Annotated in this window: 16 protein-coding genes; 12 read left to right on the forward strand and 4 right to left on the reverse strand. The window is 43.1% G+C overall.

Annotated elements, in window-relative coordinates:
- Positions 1 to 175: 175 nt before the first annotated feature.
- On the reverse strand, positions 176 to 466 hold the full coding sequence (locus GZN30_RS05480; protein ID WP_075648887.1) for a type II toxin-antitoxin system RelE family toxin: 291 nt from the start codon (positions 464 to 466) through the stop codon (positions 176 to 178).
- Positions 456 to 704, reverse strand: a complete 249-nt coding sequence (locus GZN30_RS05485; RefSeq protein WP_075648886.1) for a type II toxin-antitoxin system Phd/YefM family antitoxin — start codon at positions 702 to 704, stop codon at positions 456 to 458. Before GZN30_RS05485 ends, GZN30_RS05480 begins: the two co-directional genes overlap by 11 nt.
- Before the next feature lie 365 nt (positions 705 to 1,069).
- Between GZN30_RS05485 and GZN30_RS05490 the strand changes: the two genes are divergently transcribed.
- The 12 genes from GZN30_RS05490 (at position 1,070) to rmf (ending at position 17,739) form a co-directional block, all read left to right on the forward strand.
- The gene (locus GZN30_RS05490) at positions 1,070 to 1,609 is read left to right on the forward strand and encodes a GNAT family N-acetyltransferase (RefSeq protein WP_075648885.1); all 540 of its coding nucleotides are present in this window, start codon (positions 1,070 to 1,072) and stop codon (positions 1,607 to 1,609) included.
- 315 nt (positions 1,610 to 1,924) lie between these two features.
- Positions 1,925 to 2,236: an antibiotic biosynthesis monooxygenase family protein gene (locus GZN30_RS05495; protein WP_075651966.1), complete on the forward strand. Its 312-nt coding sequence runs from the start codon at positions 1,925 to 1,927 to the stop codon at positions 2,234 to 2,236.
- 237 nt (positions 2,237 to 2,473) lie between these two features.
- Positions 2,474 to 3,754, forward strand: coding sequence for a D-amino acid dehydrogenase (locus tag GZN30_RS05500; protein ID WP_075651964.1), 1,281 nt, complete (start codon positions 2,474 to 2,476; stop codon positions 3,752 to 3,754).
- Positions 3,755 to 3,990: 236 nt separating this feature from the next.
- Positions 3,991 to 4,209 carry a DUF2835 domain-containing protein gene (locus tag GZN30_RS05505; protein ID WP_075651961.1) on the forward strand — a complete coding sequence of 73 codons (219 nt, stop codon included), beginning with the start codon at positions 3,991 to 3,993 and terminating at the stop codon, positions 4,207 to 4,209.
- Positions 4,210 to 4,413: 204 nt separating this feature from the next.
- Positions 4,414 to 9,255, forward strand: coding sequence for an NAD-glutamate dehydrogenase (locus GZN30_RS05510; RefSeq protein WP_075651959.1), 4,842 nt, complete (start codon positions 4,414 to 4,416; stop codon positions 9,253 to 9,255).
- Positions 9,256 to 9,301: 46 nt separating this feature from the next.
- On the forward strand, positions 9,302 to 10,312 hold the full coding sequence (gene pyrD, locus GZN30_RS05515) for a quinone-dependent dihydroorotate dehydrogenase (protein ID WP_075651958.1): 1,011 nt from the start codon (positions 9,302 to 9,304) through the stop codon (positions 10,310 to 10,312).
- Between the two features lie 184 nt (positions 10,313 to 10,496).
- Complete coding sequence (locus GZN30_RS05520; RefSeq protein ID WP_075651956.1) at positions 10,497 to 11,042, forward strand: cell division protein ZapC; 546 nt, start codon at positions 10,497 to 10,499, stop codon at positions 11,040 to 11,042.
- A gap of 458 nt (positions 11,043 to 11,500) precedes the next feature.
- On the forward strand, positions 11,501 to 13,624 hold the full coding sequence (gene rlmKL / locus GZN30_RS05525; RefSeq protein WP_075651954.1) for a bifunctional 23S rRNA (guanine(2069)-N(7))-methyltransferase RlmK/23S rRNA (guanine(2445)-N(2))-methyltransferase RlmL: 2,124 nt from the start codon (positions 11,501 to 11,503) through the stop codon (positions 13,622 to 13,624).
- 11 nt (positions 13,625 to 13,635) lie between these two features.
- Entirely contained in the window at positions 13,636 to 13,878 is a 243-nt protein-coding gene (locus tag GZN30_RS05530; protein WP_075651951.1) for a glutaredoxin family protein, read from the forward strand.
- Entirely contained in the window at positions 13,856 to 15,772 is a 1,917-nt protein-coding gene (locus GZN30_RS05535; RefSeq protein ID WP_075651949.1) for an ABC transporter ATP-binding protein, read from the forward strand. The genes GZN30_RS05530 and GZN30_RS05535 overlap by 23 nt, the downstream gene beginning before the upstream one ends.
- Before the next feature lie 7 nt (positions 15,773 to 15,779).
- Positions 15,780 to 17,399 (forward strand): DUF3466 family protein, encoded by a 1,620-nt coding sequence (locus GZN30_RS05540; protein ID WP_075651947.1) that lies wholly within the window; start codon positions 15,780 to 15,782, stop codon positions 17,397 to 17,399.
- Positions 17,400 to 17,565: 166 nt separating this feature from the next.
- A complete protein-coding gene (gene rmf, locus GZN30_RS05545) occupies positions 17,566 to 17,739 on the forward strand; it encodes a ribosome modulation factor (protein ID WP_075651945.1) in 174 nt (57 codons plus the stop codon).
- 133 nt (positions 17,740 to 17,872) lie between these two features.
- Here the strand turns inward: rmf and fabA are convergent, their stop codons facing one another.
- Both fabA and GZN30_RS05555 read right to left on the reverse strand, forming a co-directional pair.
- On the reverse strand, positions 17,873 to 18,391 hold the full coding sequence (fabA, locus tag GZN30_RS05550) for a bifunctional 3-hydroxydecanoyl-ACP dehydratase/trans-2-decenoyl-ACP isomerase (RefSeq protein ID WP_075651943.1): 519 nt from the start codon (positions 18,389 to 18,391) through the stop codon (positions 17,873 to 17,875).
- Between the two features lie 70 nt (positions 18,392 to 18,461).
- Complete coding sequence (locus GZN30_RS05555; protein WP_075651941.1) at positions 18,462 to 20,105, reverse strand: S16 family serine protease; 1,644 nt, start codon at positions 20,103 to 20,105, stop codon at positions 18,462 to 18,464.
- Positions 20,106 to 20,227 lie beyond the last annotated feature (122 nt).

The following is a 20,227-nucleotide window of genomic DNA, read 5'->3' on the forward strand; positions in this document are numbered from 1 at the left end:
TATGTTTCGCATTTGAATGCGATCATGAGTTAATCGTTGGAGTTTCAATCGATATCGATGAGGTTTCTGGTGTCGGGTATCAACATTTCTTCGTTCGGGCTTATAGTTTTAGTGTAGTTAAATCAGGAAGTAACTTTTGTAGTTGATGTTGGTCGCTAATACGATGTTTACCTACTTAGTCATCTAGCCTTTTTACAGCTTTACGGTAAACATCATTGCGTTCTCGTTTGCCGATAGCCAGGACTGTTACAATGATGACATTATCTTCAACTTTATAGACTAGGCGATAGCCAGATTGACGCAGCTTAATTTTATACATGTTGTCAGAACCTGAGAGTTTTGATGCCAAAACATGTGGGTTTTCTAAGCGTTCGATTAGCTTTTTCTTAAATTGTTGTTGAAGTGTAGAGCCAAGCTTCTTCCACTCTTTAAGTGCGGTCTTTTTAAAGTTGAGTTTATAAGTCATCAATATTTACAGATATGCTTTCTTCCGATTCTCGTTCTTTAGCTATGGCTAGTAGTTCGAGATCTTCGAGTCTATCCACCATCATTTCGTATGTTTCTGCAGGCACGCAATAAAATGCCGGCTCGTTTCGGTTCAGTACGGCAACTGGTTTCCCCTCAGCACTAGTCGCGACTCTCATTGGGTTAGCTTTTAGTTCAGTAATGCTTGCTGCAACGTCAGCCAAAATTCTAGTGGTCATATATTCGGTCTCTTAAGCGGTCTTTATACTGGTCATATTAGCTTCACTTAAGCGCTATAACAAGTTGCCCAAGAATGAATGGTTAGGCGTAGTCTTTTTACGAAACGCTGTCTGCGTTATGTTTTTAAGGTCAGAAATCCAAATTTATTGAGCAATAAAGTTATCGCCTTAGCAATAGTGTTTTTTTTAATCATACGATTAACGTAACTCACTATGGCGTGATATTTCTCTCAAATTATGCGAACCATCCCTCGCATCAACCTCTATTCGTAATGCTGATATGTTTGTTATGTTATTCAGTAAATTAAAGTGACGTGTGAATATTCTTAGTCCACTTCATTTGCTATTGATAAGGAGGAGGACATATGAGAATTGTCCAAGCGAATCGGTCAGATTTAGACTCTTTCTTTAGTTATTTAGCGGCGCATCTTGTCGAAAATGCGGCTGATGATTCACCATTGTTTCAGCCAATAGCTAAACAAAACTGTTTAGTGTCCGATCTGTTAAAGACTAAGTTTAGAGATGGTTTCGAGCACAGTCTTGGTGAGCATGGGTGGCGAAAGCTCTGGGTGGTCAAAGACTCGAATGAACAAGTGGTTGGTCATATTGATTTACGCCATTATGCAGAAGGACACAAATTTCACCGCGTGCTGTTGGGTATGGGTGTTGATTCAAGTTGTAGAAATCAGGGGCTGGGCGTAAAACTGATTGAATGTGTTATTCAGTTTTGTCATCACGAACCGAGTATCGATTGGTTAGATCTCAATGTTCTTTCGAATAATCTGCCTGCTAAGAATCTGTACTTGAAATGTGGTTTTGAAATCTTAGGTGAAATGCCAGACTGCTACCGCATAGAAGGTGAGTCTGTGTCAGAAACGATAATGACGTTATGTACGAAAAGCTAAGTCGTGGAGGAAAAATAGACTTTTCGTTGTATTAGCCTATCAAAAGTCAGGGGCTATTTATCCATCTATATACTAGGTAAAAATTCAGGACGAATTTTTAGGTTTTCGGTGTCGGGAACACCTAAAACCGACCGGACAACATCAAAGATAGAAAAGCGATTTTCTGGTTACTCTTTGGCAAGACAAAGAGTAACTGGTCCGCTTGCTCTCATCTCAAATAGTTCCAGCACTATTAAGCGGAACAAAAATCAATTTCGGTTTGGGCTACGGAGTGCCTAGCCACAGACATAAAATATAAAATGAAAAGGAAAATTCATGATAGCCAGAGAATGGAAAGCCACTTGCCCAAAACAGTATGCAGAAGGCTTTATTGCTTATCTTTATGAGACAGGAATTAAGGATACCTCATCAACGGCAGGTTTCGTTGGCGCGCAAATTCTCAATCGAGATTTAGGTGATGAGGTAGAAATCACTTTACTAAGTTATTGGCAAGATCTTGAATGCATCAAAGCGTTTGCGGGGGAAGATATTGGCGTTGCTAAGTTGTACCCGGAAGATGACAAATACCATCTAAACCCAGATCGACATGTAAATCACTATGAAGTGCGTGAGAATATGTGGTTATAGCCGGTTATAGAGTATTGTCTGTATCGAGCATTGCCACAGCGCTCACAATTCTATTAGCAGAACTATCAGCGACAGTTTTCTGTGTCCCAGTTTTTCCCGCCTTGTTTGATCTTCGTAACAGTATGCTACACAGTTTATCTAGGTGATGGTGATAGATGCATTTCTCGATTTCGCTAAATGCGTTACTGGCTAGGAGCGTTATATCAGACATTGCTACAGGATAGACAAGGATGGGTTATGGCGGAAAAGACAGTTGCGATTGTAGGCGCTGGTATTATTGGGATAACGTCGGCGTATTTGCTGAGAAGAGCAGGTTATCGGATTATATTAATTGATGCTGAAGATGGTCCCGCATTAAAGAGTAGTTACGCCAATGGCTGCCAACTGAGTTATTCCTATATTGATGCGATGTCCTCACCAAGTTTGATTAAGAAAGTACCAAAGATACTCTTGGGAAAAGATCCGGCGTTTCGTATCAAGCTCTCACCTGACTTAAGCTTCATCTCTTGGGGTAGTAAATTCTTGTTAAATGGACAGGCACAACAAGAGCAGTTGAATACGCGCGCTCTGTTGCGATTGGCACTTCATTCTAAACAGGTGCTTGATACACTTTTGTCTCAGTCCGATTTTTCATTTGATCACCGCGTTTCTGGCAAGCTGCTTATCTACACCAATCAAGCTGACTTAGACAAAGCCATTACAAGAGTAGAGCAAAAACAGCAATGGGGTTGCAAACAAGAGCTTCTTAATCAGCAACAATGTATCGAGTTAGAACCGTCGCTACGGCATCTATCTAAACCTATTATTGGCGGAATTTATTCAGCCATTGATGCCGTTGGTGATCCATTTCAGTTTTCTCATCAGTTACTCAAGCGTATGGAAAGCGACCAAGGCTTTACTGCACAGTTCAATTGTCGGGTGACTCGAATCATCAAACATCAACATTCAATTACTTCGCTTGAAACCACTCAAGGAAAAATAGAGGCTGATGCTTATGTTTGGGCGACCGGATCAGAGAGTCTAAATCTTCTAAAGCAGGTTGGGATTAAACTGCCCATTTATCCAATCAAAGGTTATAGCATTACTGTGCCAGCTACTGAGTATGCGCCAGGAGTTTGTGTAACTGATGTGGATAATAAAGTGGTGGTCAGTCGCGTCGGTGACAAACTTCGGATTGCAGGTTGTGCGGATATTGTTGGTCACAGTCGAGATAAAGACCAAACTCGGATAGAACACCTATTAAGTGTTGCACAGCAAAATTTTCCTAAAGCGGGACGTTATAGCGAGATCCTGCATACTTGGGCTGGCATGCGTCCGGTCACGCCAAGCAGTGTGCCGATAATTGGCAAAGCGGGCGCCGAAAACTTGTTTGTTAACATCGGGCATGGCATGTTGGGTTGGACATTGGCATTGGGTTCAGCGTCGCTATTAACCTCACAGATTGAACAGCAACAACCTCCGTTCGATAATCACGGGATGAGACCAACTGACCACGGAATTGGTAAATTTTACGAATAACTGTATAAATATACAGTTATTTTGCGGTGACAGGAAAATCGATACTTTGAGCCAGTGAAGCGGTTGTTTTGTCGCCGATTTTTACTCTGTATCACTCGTTTTATCGGTTTTCTTGGCTATTGATAGAGGTTTGTAGTTCTCTCTAATAGGTCGTTAGTGCAACTTGGTTGGTTTGCGGTATAGAATAGTTTCGCGACCAATATATTTGTGATTATTAGGACTTAACTCAATCGCTCATGAATCAATACTACTTTTCCCTCAATATTCCTTATCAAACCTTTCTTGTTCACTACAATGGCGCCGCGAGTAGTGTCATGGTGACGACCGATAATGGCTTGCGTATTCAACTGCCCGCGACGCGCTTTCGTCCGTTCTTAAGCCAAATTGGTTTAAAAGGACGATTTAGGTTAACAACTGACCAGAATAACAAGTTTCTAAAGTTAGAAGTTCTGTGAGTGTTGTAATTTGCAGGACTTTAAATAGAACCTTAATCACATTATCAAACATTTCGTCTCAAGCTTTATAAAAAGAGTTAACCGCCAAGTAACATAATCGATACAATGGTACGGCATTACCAAGATTAAGCACTATGCTTACAACAACCTATAGTGCTTAGACGACATCCCAACAATTTAGAATTCTAATAGTGGAGTGTGATTATGACCGTGCGTGAACCTCTAATGCCGGTTCTTCTTGAAAAGGTATACCAGCTGATTCAAGACAAACTCGAACTTGCTCAACAACCTTTAGTTAACCAACTTGCTCAACATCTATTTAGCAACATTGCTCAAGATGATTTATTGGAGCGTAACGAATCCGACTTATATGGTGCCGTGGTCAGTTTATGGCATCATCTCAACGACAAAAAACCGCAAGACATTTCTGTCCGAGTCTTTAATCCAACGGTCAGTAAACAGGGTTGGCAATCGACCCATACTATCGTTGAGATTGTTGTGCCAGACAGTCCTTTCCTTGTCGACTCGATTAAGATGGCATTAACACGCCTAGATCTCGCTTCCCATTTGATGCTACATGGTCCTACACAAATAAAACGCGATAAAAAAGACCAGATTGTGAGTATCGAACAAAGGGAAGGTGACTTACTTTCTATTTTCCATATTGAGGTAGATAGTTTAAGTGACAAGCAAGCGATGGCGTCACTGAAAGAAGAGTTGCTTGATATTCTATCTGATACTCAACTTGTGGTGACCGACTGGAGACAGATGGTTGATAGACTGCAGTTTGTCACAGATCAGGTCGAGAAGTTACAAGGTAAAGTGGAGATCGAACGTGATCATTATGATGAAACAATCCAGTTTTTACGTTGGTTGGGCGATCATAACTTTACCTTTATGGGTTATAAAGAATATGACCTGATCAACGATAACGGCGAGATGGAGCTAAAGCCGACTGAAGAGAAAGGCTTAGGTCTGTTCTCCTGTGAAAAGCGCGTGCGCAGCGTAAAGCTTTCTGAATTCCCCGATTCGGCGCGTTTAGAAGCGGAAAAGCCGTTTTTACTGATTGTGACGAAAGGTAATACGCCTTCACGAATTCATAGACCCGCCTATACCGATTACATCGGGATTAAGAAGTTTGATAAAAATGGCAAAGTTGTCGGCGAGCATCGCTTTACCGGGCTTTATACCTCTGCGGTATATAACCAAAGCGTCGCGGGTATTCCTCTGATCCGTGAAAAAGTTCAGCGTATCCTAAAGGCGAGCAGTTACAGAGAAGGCTCATACTCCTACAAAGCACTGCATAATATATTAGAGAACTATCCGCGTGATGAACTGCTGCAAGCAAGAGAAGAAGAATTGCTTGAAGTGGGTATGGGCGTGGTGCAGATGCAAGACCGTGATATGTTGCGTTTGTTTGTTCGCAAAGACCCATTTGGTCGCTTCTTTAGTTGTATGGTGTATGTCACTAAAGATCGTTATAACACCGAGCTACGTCGTCAAACGCAACGGATCTTTAAACAGTATTTTGGTTGCGATCAAGAAGTGGAATTTACCACTTACTTCTCTGAGAGCCCACTTGCCAGAACTCACTATATCGTACGTGTCGATAACAATAATATGGATGTTGATGTGAAGACCATTGAGCGCAACCTTGTCGAAGCCTCGTCAAGTTGGGATGATCGTCTATCGGATGCGATCGTTGCCAACTTCGGTGAAAGCAAAGGTCTGCCACTATCGAAAGAGTACATGCGCTCTTTCCCTCGTTCATATAAAGAGGATGTATTGCCTGCCTCTGCTGTGGCAGATATTGAGCGTTTAGAATCTCTCAATGATGATAATAAGCTGGGTATGCTGTTTTACCGCCCGCAAGAGCTTGCTAGCGATTCAAAAGCGGTGCGCTTTAAACTCTATCATCGTGATGAACCAATCCATCTTTCTGATGTGATGCCAATGCTGGAAAACTTGGGTTTGCGAGTCATTGGTGAATCGCCATATGAGATCCACAAAGCCAATGGTCAGGTGTATTGGATCTTAGATTTCTCAATGCTGCATAAGAGTGACAATAGCGTTGATTTAAGAGAAGCACGCGATCGTTTCCAACAAGCATTTGCGGCGATTTGGCAAGGCGAGTTAGAGAGCGATGGCTTTAACCGTTTGGTGCTTGGTGCATCTTTAACCGGACGAGAGATTTCGATTCTTCGCGCTTATGCTCGCTATATGCGCCAAGTTGGCTTCCCATTTAGTCAACAATATATTGAAGATACGCTCAATCATCATCCAGAGTTAGCCGGGGATCTTGTTCAATTATTTAAGAAGCGTTTTGATCCAAAATCGAAAGGTGGCGAGAAAGGACAGACAACGCTAATCAATAAGATCACCGCGCAATTAGAGCAAGTAGAAAGTCTTGATGACGACCGTATTATTCGTCGTTATATGGAGATGATTACCGCGACACTGCGCACGAACTACTATCAATTGGATCAAGATAAGCAGCCTAAACCTTGGCTTGCGCTCAAACTGAAACCAAGTGATATTCCAGAAATTCCCCAGCCGGTGCCGGCTTTTGAAATCTTCGTTTACGCGCCAGATATTGAAGGTGTGCATTTACGTGGTGGTAAGGTAGCACGTGGCGGCTTACGCTGGTCAGATCGCCAAGAAGATTTCCGCACAGAAATACTCGGTCTGGTAAAAGCGCAACAAGTGAAAAATACTGTGATTGTTCCCGTTGGGGCAAAAGGCGGATTTGTTTGCAAACGTCAGGCTACGCTCAATTCGCGAGATGAAATTTTTGCTGAAGGGCAACGCTGTTATAAGCGTTTTATCCGCGCATTATTGGATGTTTCAGATAACATTATTGATGGCGAAGTGGTGCCACCGAAAAATGTGATTCGTCATGATGAAGATGACCCATATTTGGTTGTTGCTGCGGATAAAGGCACGGCGACATTCTCTGATTTGGCAAACTCGGTTTCAGAGGAGTATAACTTCTGGCTAGGGGATGCGTTTGCTTCTGGTGGCTCGAATGGTTATGACCACAAAGCGATGGGTATTACCGCTAAAGGCGGCTGGGAATCAGTTAAACGTCATTTCCGTGAAATGGGCATCGACTGTCAAACAACAGATTTTACCGCAGTGGGTATTGGTGATATGGCGGGCGACGTGTTTGGTAATGGTATGTTACTGTCTAAGCATACTTGTCTTGTTGCGGCGTTTAACCACCTACATATCTTTATTGATCCAAATCCAGACTCCGCAAGCAGTTGGCAAGAACGAGAGCGTCTGTTTAATCTGCCGCGTTCAAGTTGGGAAGATTATAATGCTGACCTGATTTCTAAAGGCGGTGGCGTGTTCTCTCGCCGGGCGAAGTCAATAACGCTAACGCCGGAAATACAGAAGTTACTCGGAACGAAGAAGAGCTCTCTTGCGCCAAACGATCTGATTAAAATGATCTTATCGATGCAAGTTGATCTGCTTTGGAACGGCGGGATCGGTACTTACGTTAAAGCATCAAGCGAAACCCATATGGACGTAGGCGATCGAGCTAACGACGTATTGCGAATTAATGGTAAAGATCTCAACGCTAAAGTTGTCGGTGAAGGCGGTAACCTTGGGATGACTCAGTTGGGACGTATCGAATATGCTTTAGCTGGTGGTCGAGTCAATACCGACTTTGTAGATAATGTTGGTGGGGTAGATTGTTCGGATAACGAAGTTAATATCAAGATCTTCCTTAATAGCCTGGTCGCCAATGGCGATCTAACCGTTAAGCAACGCAACGTTATTCTTGAATCGATGGAAGATGAAGTTGGTGAGATTGTACTGGATGACGCGTATTGCCAATCTGAATCAATTTCTGTGACTGACTATCAAGGTGTTTCTTTAGTTAAAGAACAAATCCGCTTTATTCATGCGATGGAAAAAGCAGGGCATCTTGATCGTGCACTGGAATATATTCCAGATGATGAAACTTTGCTTGAGCGTGAAAAACAAGGACTTGGTTTAACTCGTCCTGAGCTCGCTGTGCTGGTGGCGTATGGCAAAATGGTGTTGAAAGAAGAGTTGGTTCATGAGGATATTGCCAATGATGAGTTTCATGCCAAATTACTGCCTCAATACTTCCCATCTGAGTTACGCCGTAACTATTTGTCGCAAATGGAAAACCATCCACTACGTCGAGAAATCATAGCCACAGCCCTAGCTAATCAAATGGTTAATGAAATGGGTTGTAACTTCGTTACTCGTTTGCAAGAAGAGACGGGCGCGTCAGTGGTTGATATTGCAAATGCTTATGTGGCGTCACGTGAGATCTTTGGCTTAGGCAATGTACTTGAACAAATTCGTGCGCTAGATAATACGGCAACAACGACGGTTCAATATGACATGATGTTTGCGGTAAGACGAACATTACGTCGAGTGAGTCGCTGGATTCTGCGCAATCGTAAGGGACGCCAATCAGTAACGGCATTGATAGATCTATATCGCGCAGATGTAGATAAAGTGAGACAGGATCTTGATACATTATTGGTTCCTCTGGAAGTAGAAGATCATAATCAAGAAGCGCAAGCTTGGGTTGATCAGGGTATGACAGCTGATTTGGCGAATTATGTCGCACGTTTGTCTAGCCTTTATTCGGTACTGGATGTATCCACAGTGTCTACTGAAAAAGGCATTGCCGTTGAGAAAGTAGCTCAACTTTACTTCAACTTGGGTGACAGACTGTCTATCCACTGGTTCTTAAACCAAATTAACAATCAAGCGGTGGATAACCATTGGCAAGCGCTTGCGAGAGCCGCGTTTAGAGAAGATCTCGATTGGCAACAACGATTGCTTACCGCACAAGTGTTAAGTTGTGGATGCCAGTCAGCGGATTTGGATGTGATTCAGTCACTTGATGATTGGATTGCCAATAATCAGCTATCGCTAAATCGTTGGGAAAGCATCTTAAATGAGTTCAAAGTGGGATCTGTGCATGAATTTGCAAAATTCTCCGTCGCTTTACGCGAATTGATGCTTTTAAATTTGAATTGTTCTGCAAATGAGTAAATAATAACGCCCCGTTTATACGGGGCTTTTTTCTATCGGAGGCAGAATGCTTTACCGTCTAGCCAGGACTGGCTTTTTTCAACTTGATGCCGAAAAGGCACATGATTTAGCAATTCAAAACTTCAAGCGCTTTACCGGCACTCCTATTGATCTTTTCTACCGTCAACAACTTCCTCATCGTCCAGTTGAATGTATGGGTATTACATTCCGTAACCCAGTTGGTCTTGCGGCTGGCTTGGATAAAAACGGTGAGTGTATTGAAGCGTTTGACGCAATGGGATTCGGTTTCGTCGAAGTAGGTACAGTAACGCCACGCCCACAATCTGGAAATGATAAGCCACGTCTTTTCCGTTTGATCGAAGCAGAGGGCATTATCAACCGTATGGGTTTCAATAACCTAGGTGTTGATAATCTGATTGATAATATTAAGAAAGCAAAATACGACTGCGTTCTCGGTATCAATATTGGTAAGAACAAAGATACGCCAATCGAAAAGGGTACCGAAGATTACTTGATCTGTATGGAGAAAGTATATGAGTACGCAGGTTACATCGCGGTAAACATTTCTTCGCCAAATACGCCGGGACTTCGCACGCTGCAATATGGTGAAGCGTTGGATGAACTGCTTGGCGCATTGAAAGAAAAGCAAGCAGAGCTACATGAAAAGCATGGTAAGTATGTACCGGTTGCACTGAAAATTGCCCCGGATCTTACTGATGATGAAATCAGCCAGATTTGCCAATCATTGATTAAGTTTAATATCGATGGTGTCATTGCAACCAACACAACTCTAGACCGTACGGTAGTGGAGGGCATGAAGCACTCGACAGAAGCTGGTGGTCTAAGTGGTCGCCCAGTTCAGTCACGTAGTACTGAAGTGGTTCGTCTTCTGCATAAAGAGCTCGGCGAGCAACTGCCAATTATTGGTGTTGGTGGTATTGACTCATTTGTTGCAGCAAAAGAGAAAATGATGGCAGGTGCGAAACTTGTTCAAGTTTACACAGGCTTCATCTACCACGGTCCTGGCTTAGTGAAAGAGATCGTGAAGAACATTTAGTTATCCGTTACTGGTAGTGTGACGCCGTCACAAAGTAAGTAATGGAAAACTAATATGATTTTGAAGAGGAAATGAGAATTCATTTCCTCTTTTTTTTTGCATCTCAGTGCATAAACTTTCGCATACAGAGGGGAAGGTAATTTAAGCGGTATACCTCTATTCACTATAACTTGAGATTGGATCGATGCTTAAACCCAGCGACAAATGGACTTGGTACTATGACGATGCTAGCCAGCATTTGATGCTGGATCTGGGCAACGATATGGTTTTCAAGACTAATCTATGCCGAAAGTTGATCGTTGAATGCGCTATTGGAGTGAATGAATTCACTGTGGATGACGCATCCGCTTTTCAAACTTATAAAGAACAGATTTCCCACCTTGGATTAAGTGAGCCACGCCAAGCTGAATTAGCTTTGTATTGTGTGGCTGCAAAACGTTTTCACAAGCCTGTTCAGCCAAAGAGTTGGTTCTTTGATTGCCTATCTGATGGATCGATACTACCGGAAGAAGGTGACTTCGTTCGTTTAGAAAACGGTCACGGAGCAGGGGTGTTTATCGTCCTCGAAGTTGGTGATAGTGCCAGCTTGTGTGCGTCAATTAATTTGGACGAGTTCAATCTAAATGGCAATAAATCCCTGCTGTTTGGTCAAGCCATTAAGGTGATGCATGACCGTATGCAAATCACCAACCACAGTTTCCTTACTCAGCCTATGCGATTAGTAGGCTAATTTTATCGTTTCGTTCCTTTAATATTCATTTCCTGCCGGCTTTATAGCCGGCTTTTTTTTGTCCGCGATAAAGTAAGCGCGTGCAAAAATTGACCGCAACAGTGTGATTTCTCCTACAAAAAAATATCTGATTAGCTGATTTTTGTGCAGAAAATTTCCGGGTAAAAACCATTAGTGGCAACTTTATTCCTCTATTAGCGCTAAAGTGTAGCTAAATTACAGCTCTAAATGTGCGCTGGTATAGACCAGATTTAGCGGGAATAAGTATTCACTATCGCTCCTAGCTTGATAAATAGGCGATTGTTTGAAACAGTGACTTTTGTAATAAAACCAAATCGACGATTGATGAATTGCTAAGCGAACGGCGGTAAGTTGGTGAGAAAAGTGAGATTCAATTAACGAAAATGCCCTTTGGTCGGGTATAATGCGGGGTCATTAATTACGAACATTAGAAGACTATGCATCAATATCTTGCGGTAACTTCAAACGGGTTAGAGAACCTGTTAGTAGAAGAACTAACAAAACTAGGCATTGCCGACGCTAAGCCAGTGCAGGCTGGGGTAAGGTTTAAAGCGACCAACGAACAAATCTATCGCTGCTGTTTATGGAGCCGTTTGGCTTCACGTTTTGTCCGTATCTTGTCTGAATTTACTTGCCAAGATGACATGGATCTTTACCTAGCAGCGTCTTCGGTTAACTGGGTAAACCATTTCCATAGCTCGAAAAAGCTTGTGGTGGACTTTAACGGTACTAACCGCGAAATCCGCAATAGCCAATACGGTGCGATGAAAGTGAAAGATGCGATTGTTGATTGCTTCACGAAGAAGAATCTTCCACGTCCGTCGATCAGTAAAGATCAAGCCGATCTTCGCATTCACGTTCGCCTGCATAAAGACAAAGCGATTCTTGGTATCGATATGGTTGGCGGCGGTTTACACCAACGTGGTTACCGTGAACAAGCAGGTAAGGCACCGCTACGTGAAACGCTTGCCGCAGCAATCATTCTGCGCAGTGGTTGGGATGCAACTAAGAACTTCCTAGATCCAATGTGTGGTTCAGGCACTTTGGTTATCGAAGCGGCAATGATGGCTGCGAACATGGCACCAGGTGTTAAGCGTAAAGCATGGGGTTTTGAAGTACTGCAAGACTTTGATGCAGAGCTTTGGGCTGAGATTAAAGCGGAAGCTACCGTACAGGCGCGTCGTGGTGTCAATAAAATTGACATCAAATTCTACGGCTTTGATAACGATGAGCGAGTAATCAAAACAGCTCGCGATAATGCCCGTCGTGCAGGTGTAGAAGAGTTCGTATCGTTTGAAATTGGCGATGCAGCGTTGGTTAAGCGCCCAGAAGGCTTCGGTAATGGTGCAATTGTGTGTAACCCGCCATACGGTGAGCGTTTAGGCACACATCCTGGTTTGATCGCGTTATACACGGCATTTGGTGCACAGTTAAAATCACAGTTCGGCGGTTGCCAAGCTTCTATCTTCTCTAGTTCAGACGAGCTACTAAGCTGTTTGCGCATGCGTGCAGACAAGCAATTTAAGTTGAACAACGGTGCGTTACCGTGTCACCAAAAGAACTACCAAATCTCTGAACGTTCAGGTGAGGTGGTGAGTGACAATGTCACTGAAACAGTGATTGCGCCTGATTTTGCCAACCGTTTGAAAAAGAACATTGGTAAGATTGGTAAGTGGGCACGTAAAGAAGAGCTAGATTGCTACCGTATTTATGATGCTGATCTGCCAGACTACAATGTTGCAATCGATGTTTACCTTGATCACCTTGTTATTCAAGAATACGCAGCGCCTAAGAGCATTCCAGAAGAGACCGCAAAACGCCGTCTAACCGATATTATTCGTGCGGCTATCCAAGTAACGGGCATTGAAGCAAACAAAGTGGTGCTAAAAACTCGTGAAAAGCAGAAAGGTCGTTCTCAATATCAAAAGCTGTCTCAACAGTCTGAGACTATGCAGGTAAACGAATACGGTGTAGACCTTATCGTCAACTTACATGACTACCTTGATACCGGTTTGTTCTTGGACCACAAACTAACGCGTCGTCGTTTAGGTCAAATGGCACAGGGTAAAGATTTCTTGAACCTATTTGCTTACACGGGTTCAGCAACGGTACATGCTGCTTGTGGTGGTGCGCGTTCAACAACAACGGTTGATATGTCGAACACTTACCTTGAGTGGGCAAAAGAGAACATGCAGCTAAACGGTCAAGTGGGTCGTCAGCATCAATATGTTCAAGCTGACTGTCTGCAATGGCTTGAGAAAGCGACGGGTAGCTACGATCTTATCTTCATTGATCCACCAACGTTTTCTAACTCAAAACGTATGGAGCAGACGTTCGACGTGCAACGCGATCACATCCAATTGATGCGTAATCTTAAGCGTCTGTTGAAATCAGAAGGTACGATTGTATTTTCAAACAACAAACGTCATTTTAAGATGGATTTAGAAGCACTAGCAGAACTTGGTTTAGAGGCGAAGAACATCTCTGCTCAAACCTTGCCTTTGGATTTCTCTCGCAACAAACATATCCATAACTGCTGGTTAGTGACTCACAAAGGTTAATAGGACAACCATTGATTACCTTATATAGCACGGAAGGGTGCCATCTCTGCGAGATGGCACTGGCTTTGACACAACAATTAGACATTTCACTCCCTATTGAAGTGGTCGATATCGCATTCGATGATGAACTATTTTCACGTTACGGGGTAACTATTCCCGTCTTGTCTTATGGTGAAAATGAGCTCAATTGGCCATTTGAATTAGAACAATTACAGGTTTGGTTAGAAAACAATGGCATTACTTACCATAAATAACGGCCTTTTAGGTTTTGGCGATCGCCCACTATTAGACAATGTTGATTTTGCGCTACAAGAAAATGAACGTGTCTGTTTAGTGGGGCGTAATGGCGCGGGTAAGTCGACATTGATGAAAGTGTTGGCTGGTGAGGTAATCATGGATGACGGTAAGTTAACCGTAACCCAAGATGTGGTTATCTCGCGTTTAGAACAAGATCCACCACGCAACCAAGAAGGTACGGTATTTGATTACGTATCGGCTGGTCTTGCAGAGATTGGTGAGCAGCTTAAGATCTATCAAGATCAACTCGATCTAATTGCGAAAGACCCGAGCGAAAAGAACATTAATAAGTTAGCTCGTATTCAAGAGCAACTGGAACACTCCGGCGCATGGCGTTTTGAAGACCGTATTCAGAATGTATTGACCGCCCTAAAACTAGATGGACACACTAAGCTAACTGACCTGTCAGGTGGTTGGCAGCGTAAAGCTGCACTTGCTCGCGCGCTTGTGCGTGATCCAGATGTATTACTACTAGACGAACCAACCAACCACTTGGATGTCACCACGATTGAGTGGTTAGAAAACTTCCTTAAAGATTTCCGTGGTTCAATCATCTTTATTTCCCACGACCGCGCTTTCATCAAATCAATGGCAACCCGCATTGTCGATCTTGATCGCGGTAAATTGGCCTCTTTCCCTGGCAACTACGATCAGTATTTAGTTGATAAAGAAGAGTCATTGCGTGTTGAAGAGATGCAAAATGCAGAATTTGACAAAAAGCTTGCTCAAGAAGAAGTATGGATTCGCCAAGGTATTAAAGCGCGCCGTACTCGTAACGAAGGCCGTGTTCGAGCACTGAAAAAATTGCGTGAAGAGCGTTCTGACCGACGCGAAGTGCAGGGTAAAGCCAATATTCAAATCGATGATGCTAATCGTTCAGGCAAGATCATTTTTGAAGCGCAAAATCTTAGCTACTCGATTGATGGTCAGAAAATCGTTTCAGATTTCACTTTCAATGTGATGCGTGGTGACCGTATTGCACTTATTGGTCCGAATGGCTGCGGTAAGAGTACGCTGCTTAAGTTACTGCTGGGCGATTTAGAAGCGAGCGAAGGTCGTTTGCACTGTGGTACCAAGTTGGAAGTTGCCTACTTTGACCAATACCGTGAAATCCTTGATCCTGAGAAATCGGTGATTGATAACCTAGCTGATGGTAAGCAAGAGGTGACGGTAAATGGTCGTCAACGCCACGCATTAAGCTATCTCCAAGACTTCTTGTTCCCACCACATCGCTCTCGTACACCCGTGAAAGCGCTATCAGGTGGTGAGAAAAACCGTTTACTCCTTGCGCGTATCTTCCTGCGTCCAAACAACTTATTGGTGCTAGATGAACCAACTAACGATTTAGATATCGAAACTTTGGAACTTTTAGAAGATTTGCTTGCCAACTATCAAGGTACGTTATTACTTGTGAGCCACGATCGTCAGTTTGTCGATAACACGGTGGCGACGAGTTGGATTTTCGAAGGTAATGGCGTAATCGAAGAGTTTGTCGGTGGTTACCATGATGCGCAGCAGCAACGTGCTCAAGTTAAGCAATCGCGTGCGGTTGAAAAACCAGCAAAAGAGAAAGAGGTAGTTGAGGTAAGTCTCAAATCCGCGCCTGTAAAAGGAAAGCCTAAGAAGTTATCCTATAAACTACAGCGCGAGCTTGAAGAGCTCCCAGCGAAACTTGAAGCACTTGAAGGCGAAATTGAATCGCTGCAAGAGTTGGTAAACAGTGCCGACTTCTTCACTCAACCAGTTGATAAAACTCAACCCGTATTAGATAAGCTTGCTGCGGTAGAGCAGGAACTAGAAGTTGCTTTCGAGCGTTGGGAAGAGCTCGAAGCAATGCAACAGGAAAGTTAAGATTTTGATGAGAAGTAACGTATTTAAATTATCGGCGATTGCAGTAACCGTTTGTGCCTCATTTGGTGCACAAGCAGCGCTTTATAATGTTTATTCATATTTACCAGAAGCTTCTGACGCGAAGACGTTCGGTGTTGCGATTCAGCCTTCGGCTGACAGTATAAGTTGTTGGTCAACCAATAATTGTAATTTGAGCACTGATCCTCAGTTTCACGAGGATAAACAGAAAATTGCCTTCGAAGAACAAGTCTATAATCAAGGTTTCAGTTACCGTGATGAGTCTCCATTTAGATTATCGTTTGGTTTTGATTATCTAGAAGAAGGTTTTGATGGCTTTGAAAGTTATTGCGATAATTATCTCGGCTATACCAACGAGGCATGTGATCGTTGGGCCGATGAACAGTATACGCGTGGATATGCTAAGCAAGGTTCGTTAAATAACTCGAAAGCTTATATTGAAGCGACATCCAACACGGTAAATGCTGGTGAAGACGATGTAGTTGTGAATAGTTTTGCAACTGATGCAGCGAGTGCGATGGGGAACTTCTACGGTGGGAGTTTAAAAAATCGTTCTTATGCTTACATAAATGGCACAACAGAACTTTCTCGTACTAATGGCAGTGTTACTTATGATCAAAGCAAAGTTTGGGCGTTTGATGGCGAAAAATATATTGGTAGCGTAAGCAAGCAATCTACCGATGATGTAAACGACTATATATCTTACGCTGCTGTATGGAATTCAACAGGAGCGATTGAGAAAGTGTTCACGCATACAACGACAGCAGATGGTCGGTTGATTGCACAAGCTAGCTTGCGTGACATTGTAACTGCAAATGGTTTAAATGGAACGACTAACGGTACTAAATATATTGTCGGTTATAGCAGTGACTCTGAGCCTCGACCTGTTGCTGCGGTGTATAAACTGGATGGTAGTGAGCCGAAAACAGTAGGGCGTTTCTCAGACGACGCTTACCTAAGTTCCATTCTGACTAGTGTAAATGAGAATGGTATCGCTATCGGTGAAGTTAAGTATGATAATGCGCTGGAACGAGCTTATCCAAACGCACTGTTTTATACCACAAACCTAGAAAGCCCGAACAGTGGCTATAGTACTTTCAGCGGTTCGATATTCTTTACTGGTGCTAACGGTAAAGCTGGTGCAATCAATAACCACAACGAAGTTGTAGGGCAAATCGACTACGAACGTCGTGCTGAAATCGATGGTACCGAGCGTGCTAAGCGTGCTTTCGTGACTGTAGTAGGTGATAAGTCTAAATCTAATGCTCCATTTAAGAACGGTTCTTATTATTTAGATGACTTAACTTCTGGTGTTTCATCAAACAACCAATATCGCATTGTTGATGCAACCGACATTAACGATGCGGGTGTTATTTCAGGTACGGCTTTGTATTGTAGTGGCGGTTATGCGACAGAAGACATTGGCGCAACTTGTAATGCAGGCTCTCCAACACTCGTTGCGGTTAAATTGGTCCCGATTCAAGGTGCCACTGCTGCGGATATTCAGCCTCGACCTGTTACCGAGACAACTATCGAGCGCCAAGGTGCTTCTCTAGGGTGGTTAGCTCTAGGTCTGTTAACTCTGTTAGGTTTCAGACGTAAGCAATAAACAAAATTGTAAACTAGAGCCTGATCTCACACTTTTGAGGTCAGGCTTTTTTTATTGCTTGTGAAAGGGGCAGTTTTGTTCGATTCTTTAATGGTGGAGTAATAAAAGCGCCACACAATTTTAATAGTAGTACTTAGACACACCCGTATTGTATGAGGACGACACTATGAAGAGACAAAAGCGTGACCGCCTAGAACGTGCACAATCTCAAGGTTACAAAGCAGGCTTAAATGGTCGATCAACCGAAGCTTGCCCATATCAACAGATGGACGCTCGTTCGTATTGGCTCGGTGGTTGGCGTGATGCCAGAGAAGATAAAACAGCTGGCTTATTTAAGTAGTTACTCTCTTCACATACAACATAAGGAAATGAGCCCCGCAAGGGGCTTTATAGTGATACCCTAATGCACTATAACTAAATTAATAATTAAAAAATAACCGACTCGCTAGAGTCGCTTATCATTGAATTCGAAGTTAAAAAGCAGACGTATCTTGGAAAAGACCCACTTTCAGGTCTTTCGCTACATAGATTTCTTTGCCATCTACTAGCACGCGACCATCGGCTAAACCCATTACTAGTTTGCGATTTACAACACGCTTCATATGGATTTCGTAAGTCACTTTTTTCGCAGTTGGTAGAATTTGACCAGTGAACTTCACTTCACCAACACCAAGAGCACGACCTTTACCTTTGCCGCCAACCCAGCCAAGGTAGAAACCAACCAATTGCCACATTGCGTCCAAACCTAGACAACCAGGCATTACTGGATCACCAGGGAAGTGGCAATCGAAAAACCATAGGTCCGGAGTAATATCCAATTCAGCAAGGATTAAACCTTTACCGAAATCACCCTCAGTTTCAGACATCTTAGTGATGCGATCCATCATCAACATATTTGGTGCTGGAAGTTGAGGGTAGCCTTCACCAAATAGTTCACCTTGGCTAGACGCTAGTAGATCTTCGCGATTATATGATTCACGTTTATTTTGCATTATCAATTACTCCAATTTTTGATAGCTGCATATTAGAGAACACGTGTACGCTAAACAACTCCGATCAGTGCTAGTTAAACCAGTTCCTGACGCGTTCAATCAAAGATTCTGACTGCTCATCTCTCTCAAAGTTTTCAATACGTTGAGCGATTTTGCTGATCACACTTTCTTCGTCATCACCACGGAAAGGTTTACCCATGATGATCGGGATTGCTTGGTCGACCGTTTCAACAGACCATATATGAAATTCATTGTTTTTAATGCTTTCTACCACATCTTTGTGAAGTGCCAGGTGTTTTAAGTTGGTTTTCGGTAAGATCACACCTTGTTCGCCAGTAAAACCTTGGTGTTTACATACATGGTAGAAACCTTCAATCTTTTCATTCAAGCCGCCAACCGCTTGCACACGACCAAACTGATCGACGGCACCGGTGACCGCAATTTGCTGATTGATTGGGTATTCCGACAAAGCACTGACGAAAGAGCACAGCTCAGCTAATGTTGCGCTATCGCCATCAACTTCACAGTAAGACTGTTCAAAAACAACCGAAGCTGAGTAGGGTAATGGCTCATCCAATTTCAGCGCACTTGCCACAAATGCTTGCATGATCATCATACCTTTGGCGTGTAGGTTACCGCCGAGCTCTGCTTTACGTTCTACGTCAGAGATATCACCATCACCGAAATGAATGACACATGAAATACGTGCCGGCTCACCATAAGATTGCGGATGACCAGAGACATCAATCACAGTAAGACCATTAACCTGACCCACACATTCACCTTGAGTTTCAATGATAACTTGACCATCAAGAATGTCCGAACGGGCACGCTCAGGTAAATACGCTTCACGATAATATTTTGCATCGATTGCTGAATCGATATCTTTTTCGGTAATCTGCTCACCATCACAGGTTGAGGCAGACTCAAAGAAAATCGCTAGATACCACATGATGTCTAATGGCATGTAGCGCTGATCTTCAGTGAGGCGCGCGCCAGCAACCATAAGACGATGAATTGCGCTTGGTGTCAGTTTAGGTAGCTGGTTGGATTGGAGAATCCAGTTTAAGTGTCCCAAGAAAAGCTCAATCGTGTTTTGCGACAAAGCGAGCTCGAGTTCAACTTCACTATACAAAGCAAAACCGTTGTACAGGTCAGGCTCTAAATACTCAAGTTCAGCAATTTGCTCACGGTCACCAACCAGCAGTAATTTGCTTGATACCGAATAGTGGATGTCGTTAGCGGCAAAGCGAGTTGGATTAACGTTGATAGGAGAGCTGGTACCTGTCAGCAACGCTGCTTTCAACAAGACCCAGCTAGCCGGGTTTGCTAATAGAGTGGTGATGGGTAAGACGATGAAACCTTGCTCGCATTGCTCCAATAACCCCTGATTGCGTTGCAGAATGTTGCCGTCTTTATCACAGCTGTATGAACCAAACAGCGCCTTCATATCGATAGACTCAGTGGTTAATACAGGCTGCGCCGTTTTGCCTTTTACGACGTCAACAATTTGCTTGCGATAAAATGCGTTGTCAGGGCTATTTAGCACTAAGAGATGGTTAAATCCCTTTAATGTTGTGAATGTATCGATCGTTTTGCTTAGTCTTGGCTGAGCTGAGGCAAAGTCAACGCAGGGAAGTGTATGGATAGTATTTATAAAGCTATCGTATTCATTATATTGCGGCGTGACAGCTTGCCATTGTTCTTGGATCATTTGAGACATTCATTTATGCAAAAAGGTGACAAATTATATAGGAAAACTGACTCGTCATATAGCATCTATCGCCATACTAGAGTGAAGTTGCACACTTTATAGGCGATCTGAGTCGATATTTA

Source organism: Vibrio ponticus, assembly GCF_009938225.1.
GTDB lineage: Bacteria > Pseudomonadota > Gammaproteobacteria > Enterobacterales > Vibrionaceae > Vibrio > Vibrio ponticus.

What these genes read in the sequence shown, in the direction of transcription:
- GZN30_RS05480 (WP_075648887.1), bottom strand. Translation starts at nt 466, where the DNA reads ATGACTTATAAACTCAACTTTAAAAAGACCGCACTTAAAGAGTGGAAG.
- GZN30_RS05485 (WP_075648886.1), bottom strand. Translation starts at nt 704, where the DNA reads ATGACCACTAGAATTTTGGCTGACGTTGCAGCAAGCATTACTGAACTA.
- GZN30_RS05490 (WP_075648885.1), top strand. Translation starts at nt 1,070, where the DNA reads ATGAGAATTGTCCAAGCGAATCGGTCAGATTTAGACTCTTTCTTTAGT.
- GZN30_RS05495 (WP_075651966.1), top strand. Translation starts at nt 1,925, where the DNA reads ATGATAGCCAGAGAATGGAAAGCCACTTGCCCAAAACAGTATGCAGAA.
- GZN30_RS05500 (WP_075651964.1), top strand. Translation starts at nt 2,474, where the DNA reads ATGGCGGAAAAGACAGTTGCGATTGTAGGCGCTGGTATTATTGGGATA.
- GZN30_RS05505 (WP_075651961.1), top strand. Translation starts at nt 3,991, where the DNA reads ATGAATCAATACTACTTTTCCCTCAATATTCCTTATCAAACCTTTCTT.
- GZN30_RS05510 (WP_075651959.1), top strand. Translation starts at nt 4,414, where the DNA reads ATGACCGTGCGTGAACCTCTAATGCCGGTTCTTCTTGAAAAGGTATAC.
- pyrD (WP_075651958.1), top strand. Translation starts at nt 9,302, where the DNA reads ATGCTTTACCGTCTAGCCAGGACTGGCTTTTTTCAACTTGATGCCGAA.
- GZN30_RS05520 (WP_075651956.1), top strand. Translation starts at nt 10,497, where the DNA reads ATGCTTAAACCCAGCGACAAATGGACTTGGTACTATGACGATGCTAGC.
- rlmKL (WP_075651954.1), top strand. Translation starts at nt 11,501, where the DNA reads ATGCATCAATATCTTGCGGTAACTTCAAACGGGTTAGAGAACCTGTTA.
- GZN30_RS05535 (WP_075651949.1), top strand. Translation starts at nt 13,856, where the DNA reads ATGGCATTACTTACCATAAATAACGGCCTTTTAGGTTTTGGCGATCGC.
- GZN30_RS05540 (WP_075651947.1), top strand. Translation starts at nt 15,780, where the DNA reads ATGAGAAGTAACGTATTTAAATTATCGGCGATTGCAGTAACCGTTTGT.
- rmf (WP_075651945.1), top strand. Translation starts at nt 17,566, where the DNA reads ATGAAGAGACAAAAGCGTGACCGCCTAGAACGTGCACAATCTCAAGGT.
- fabA (WP_075651943.1), bottom strand. Translation starts at nt 18,391, where the DNA reads ATGCAAAATAAACGTGAATCATATAATCGCGAAGATCTACTAGCGTCT.
- GZN30_RS05555 (WP_075651941.1), bottom strand. Translation starts at nt 20,105, where the DNA reads ATGATCCAAGAACAATGGCAAGCTGTCACGCCGCAATATAATGAATAC.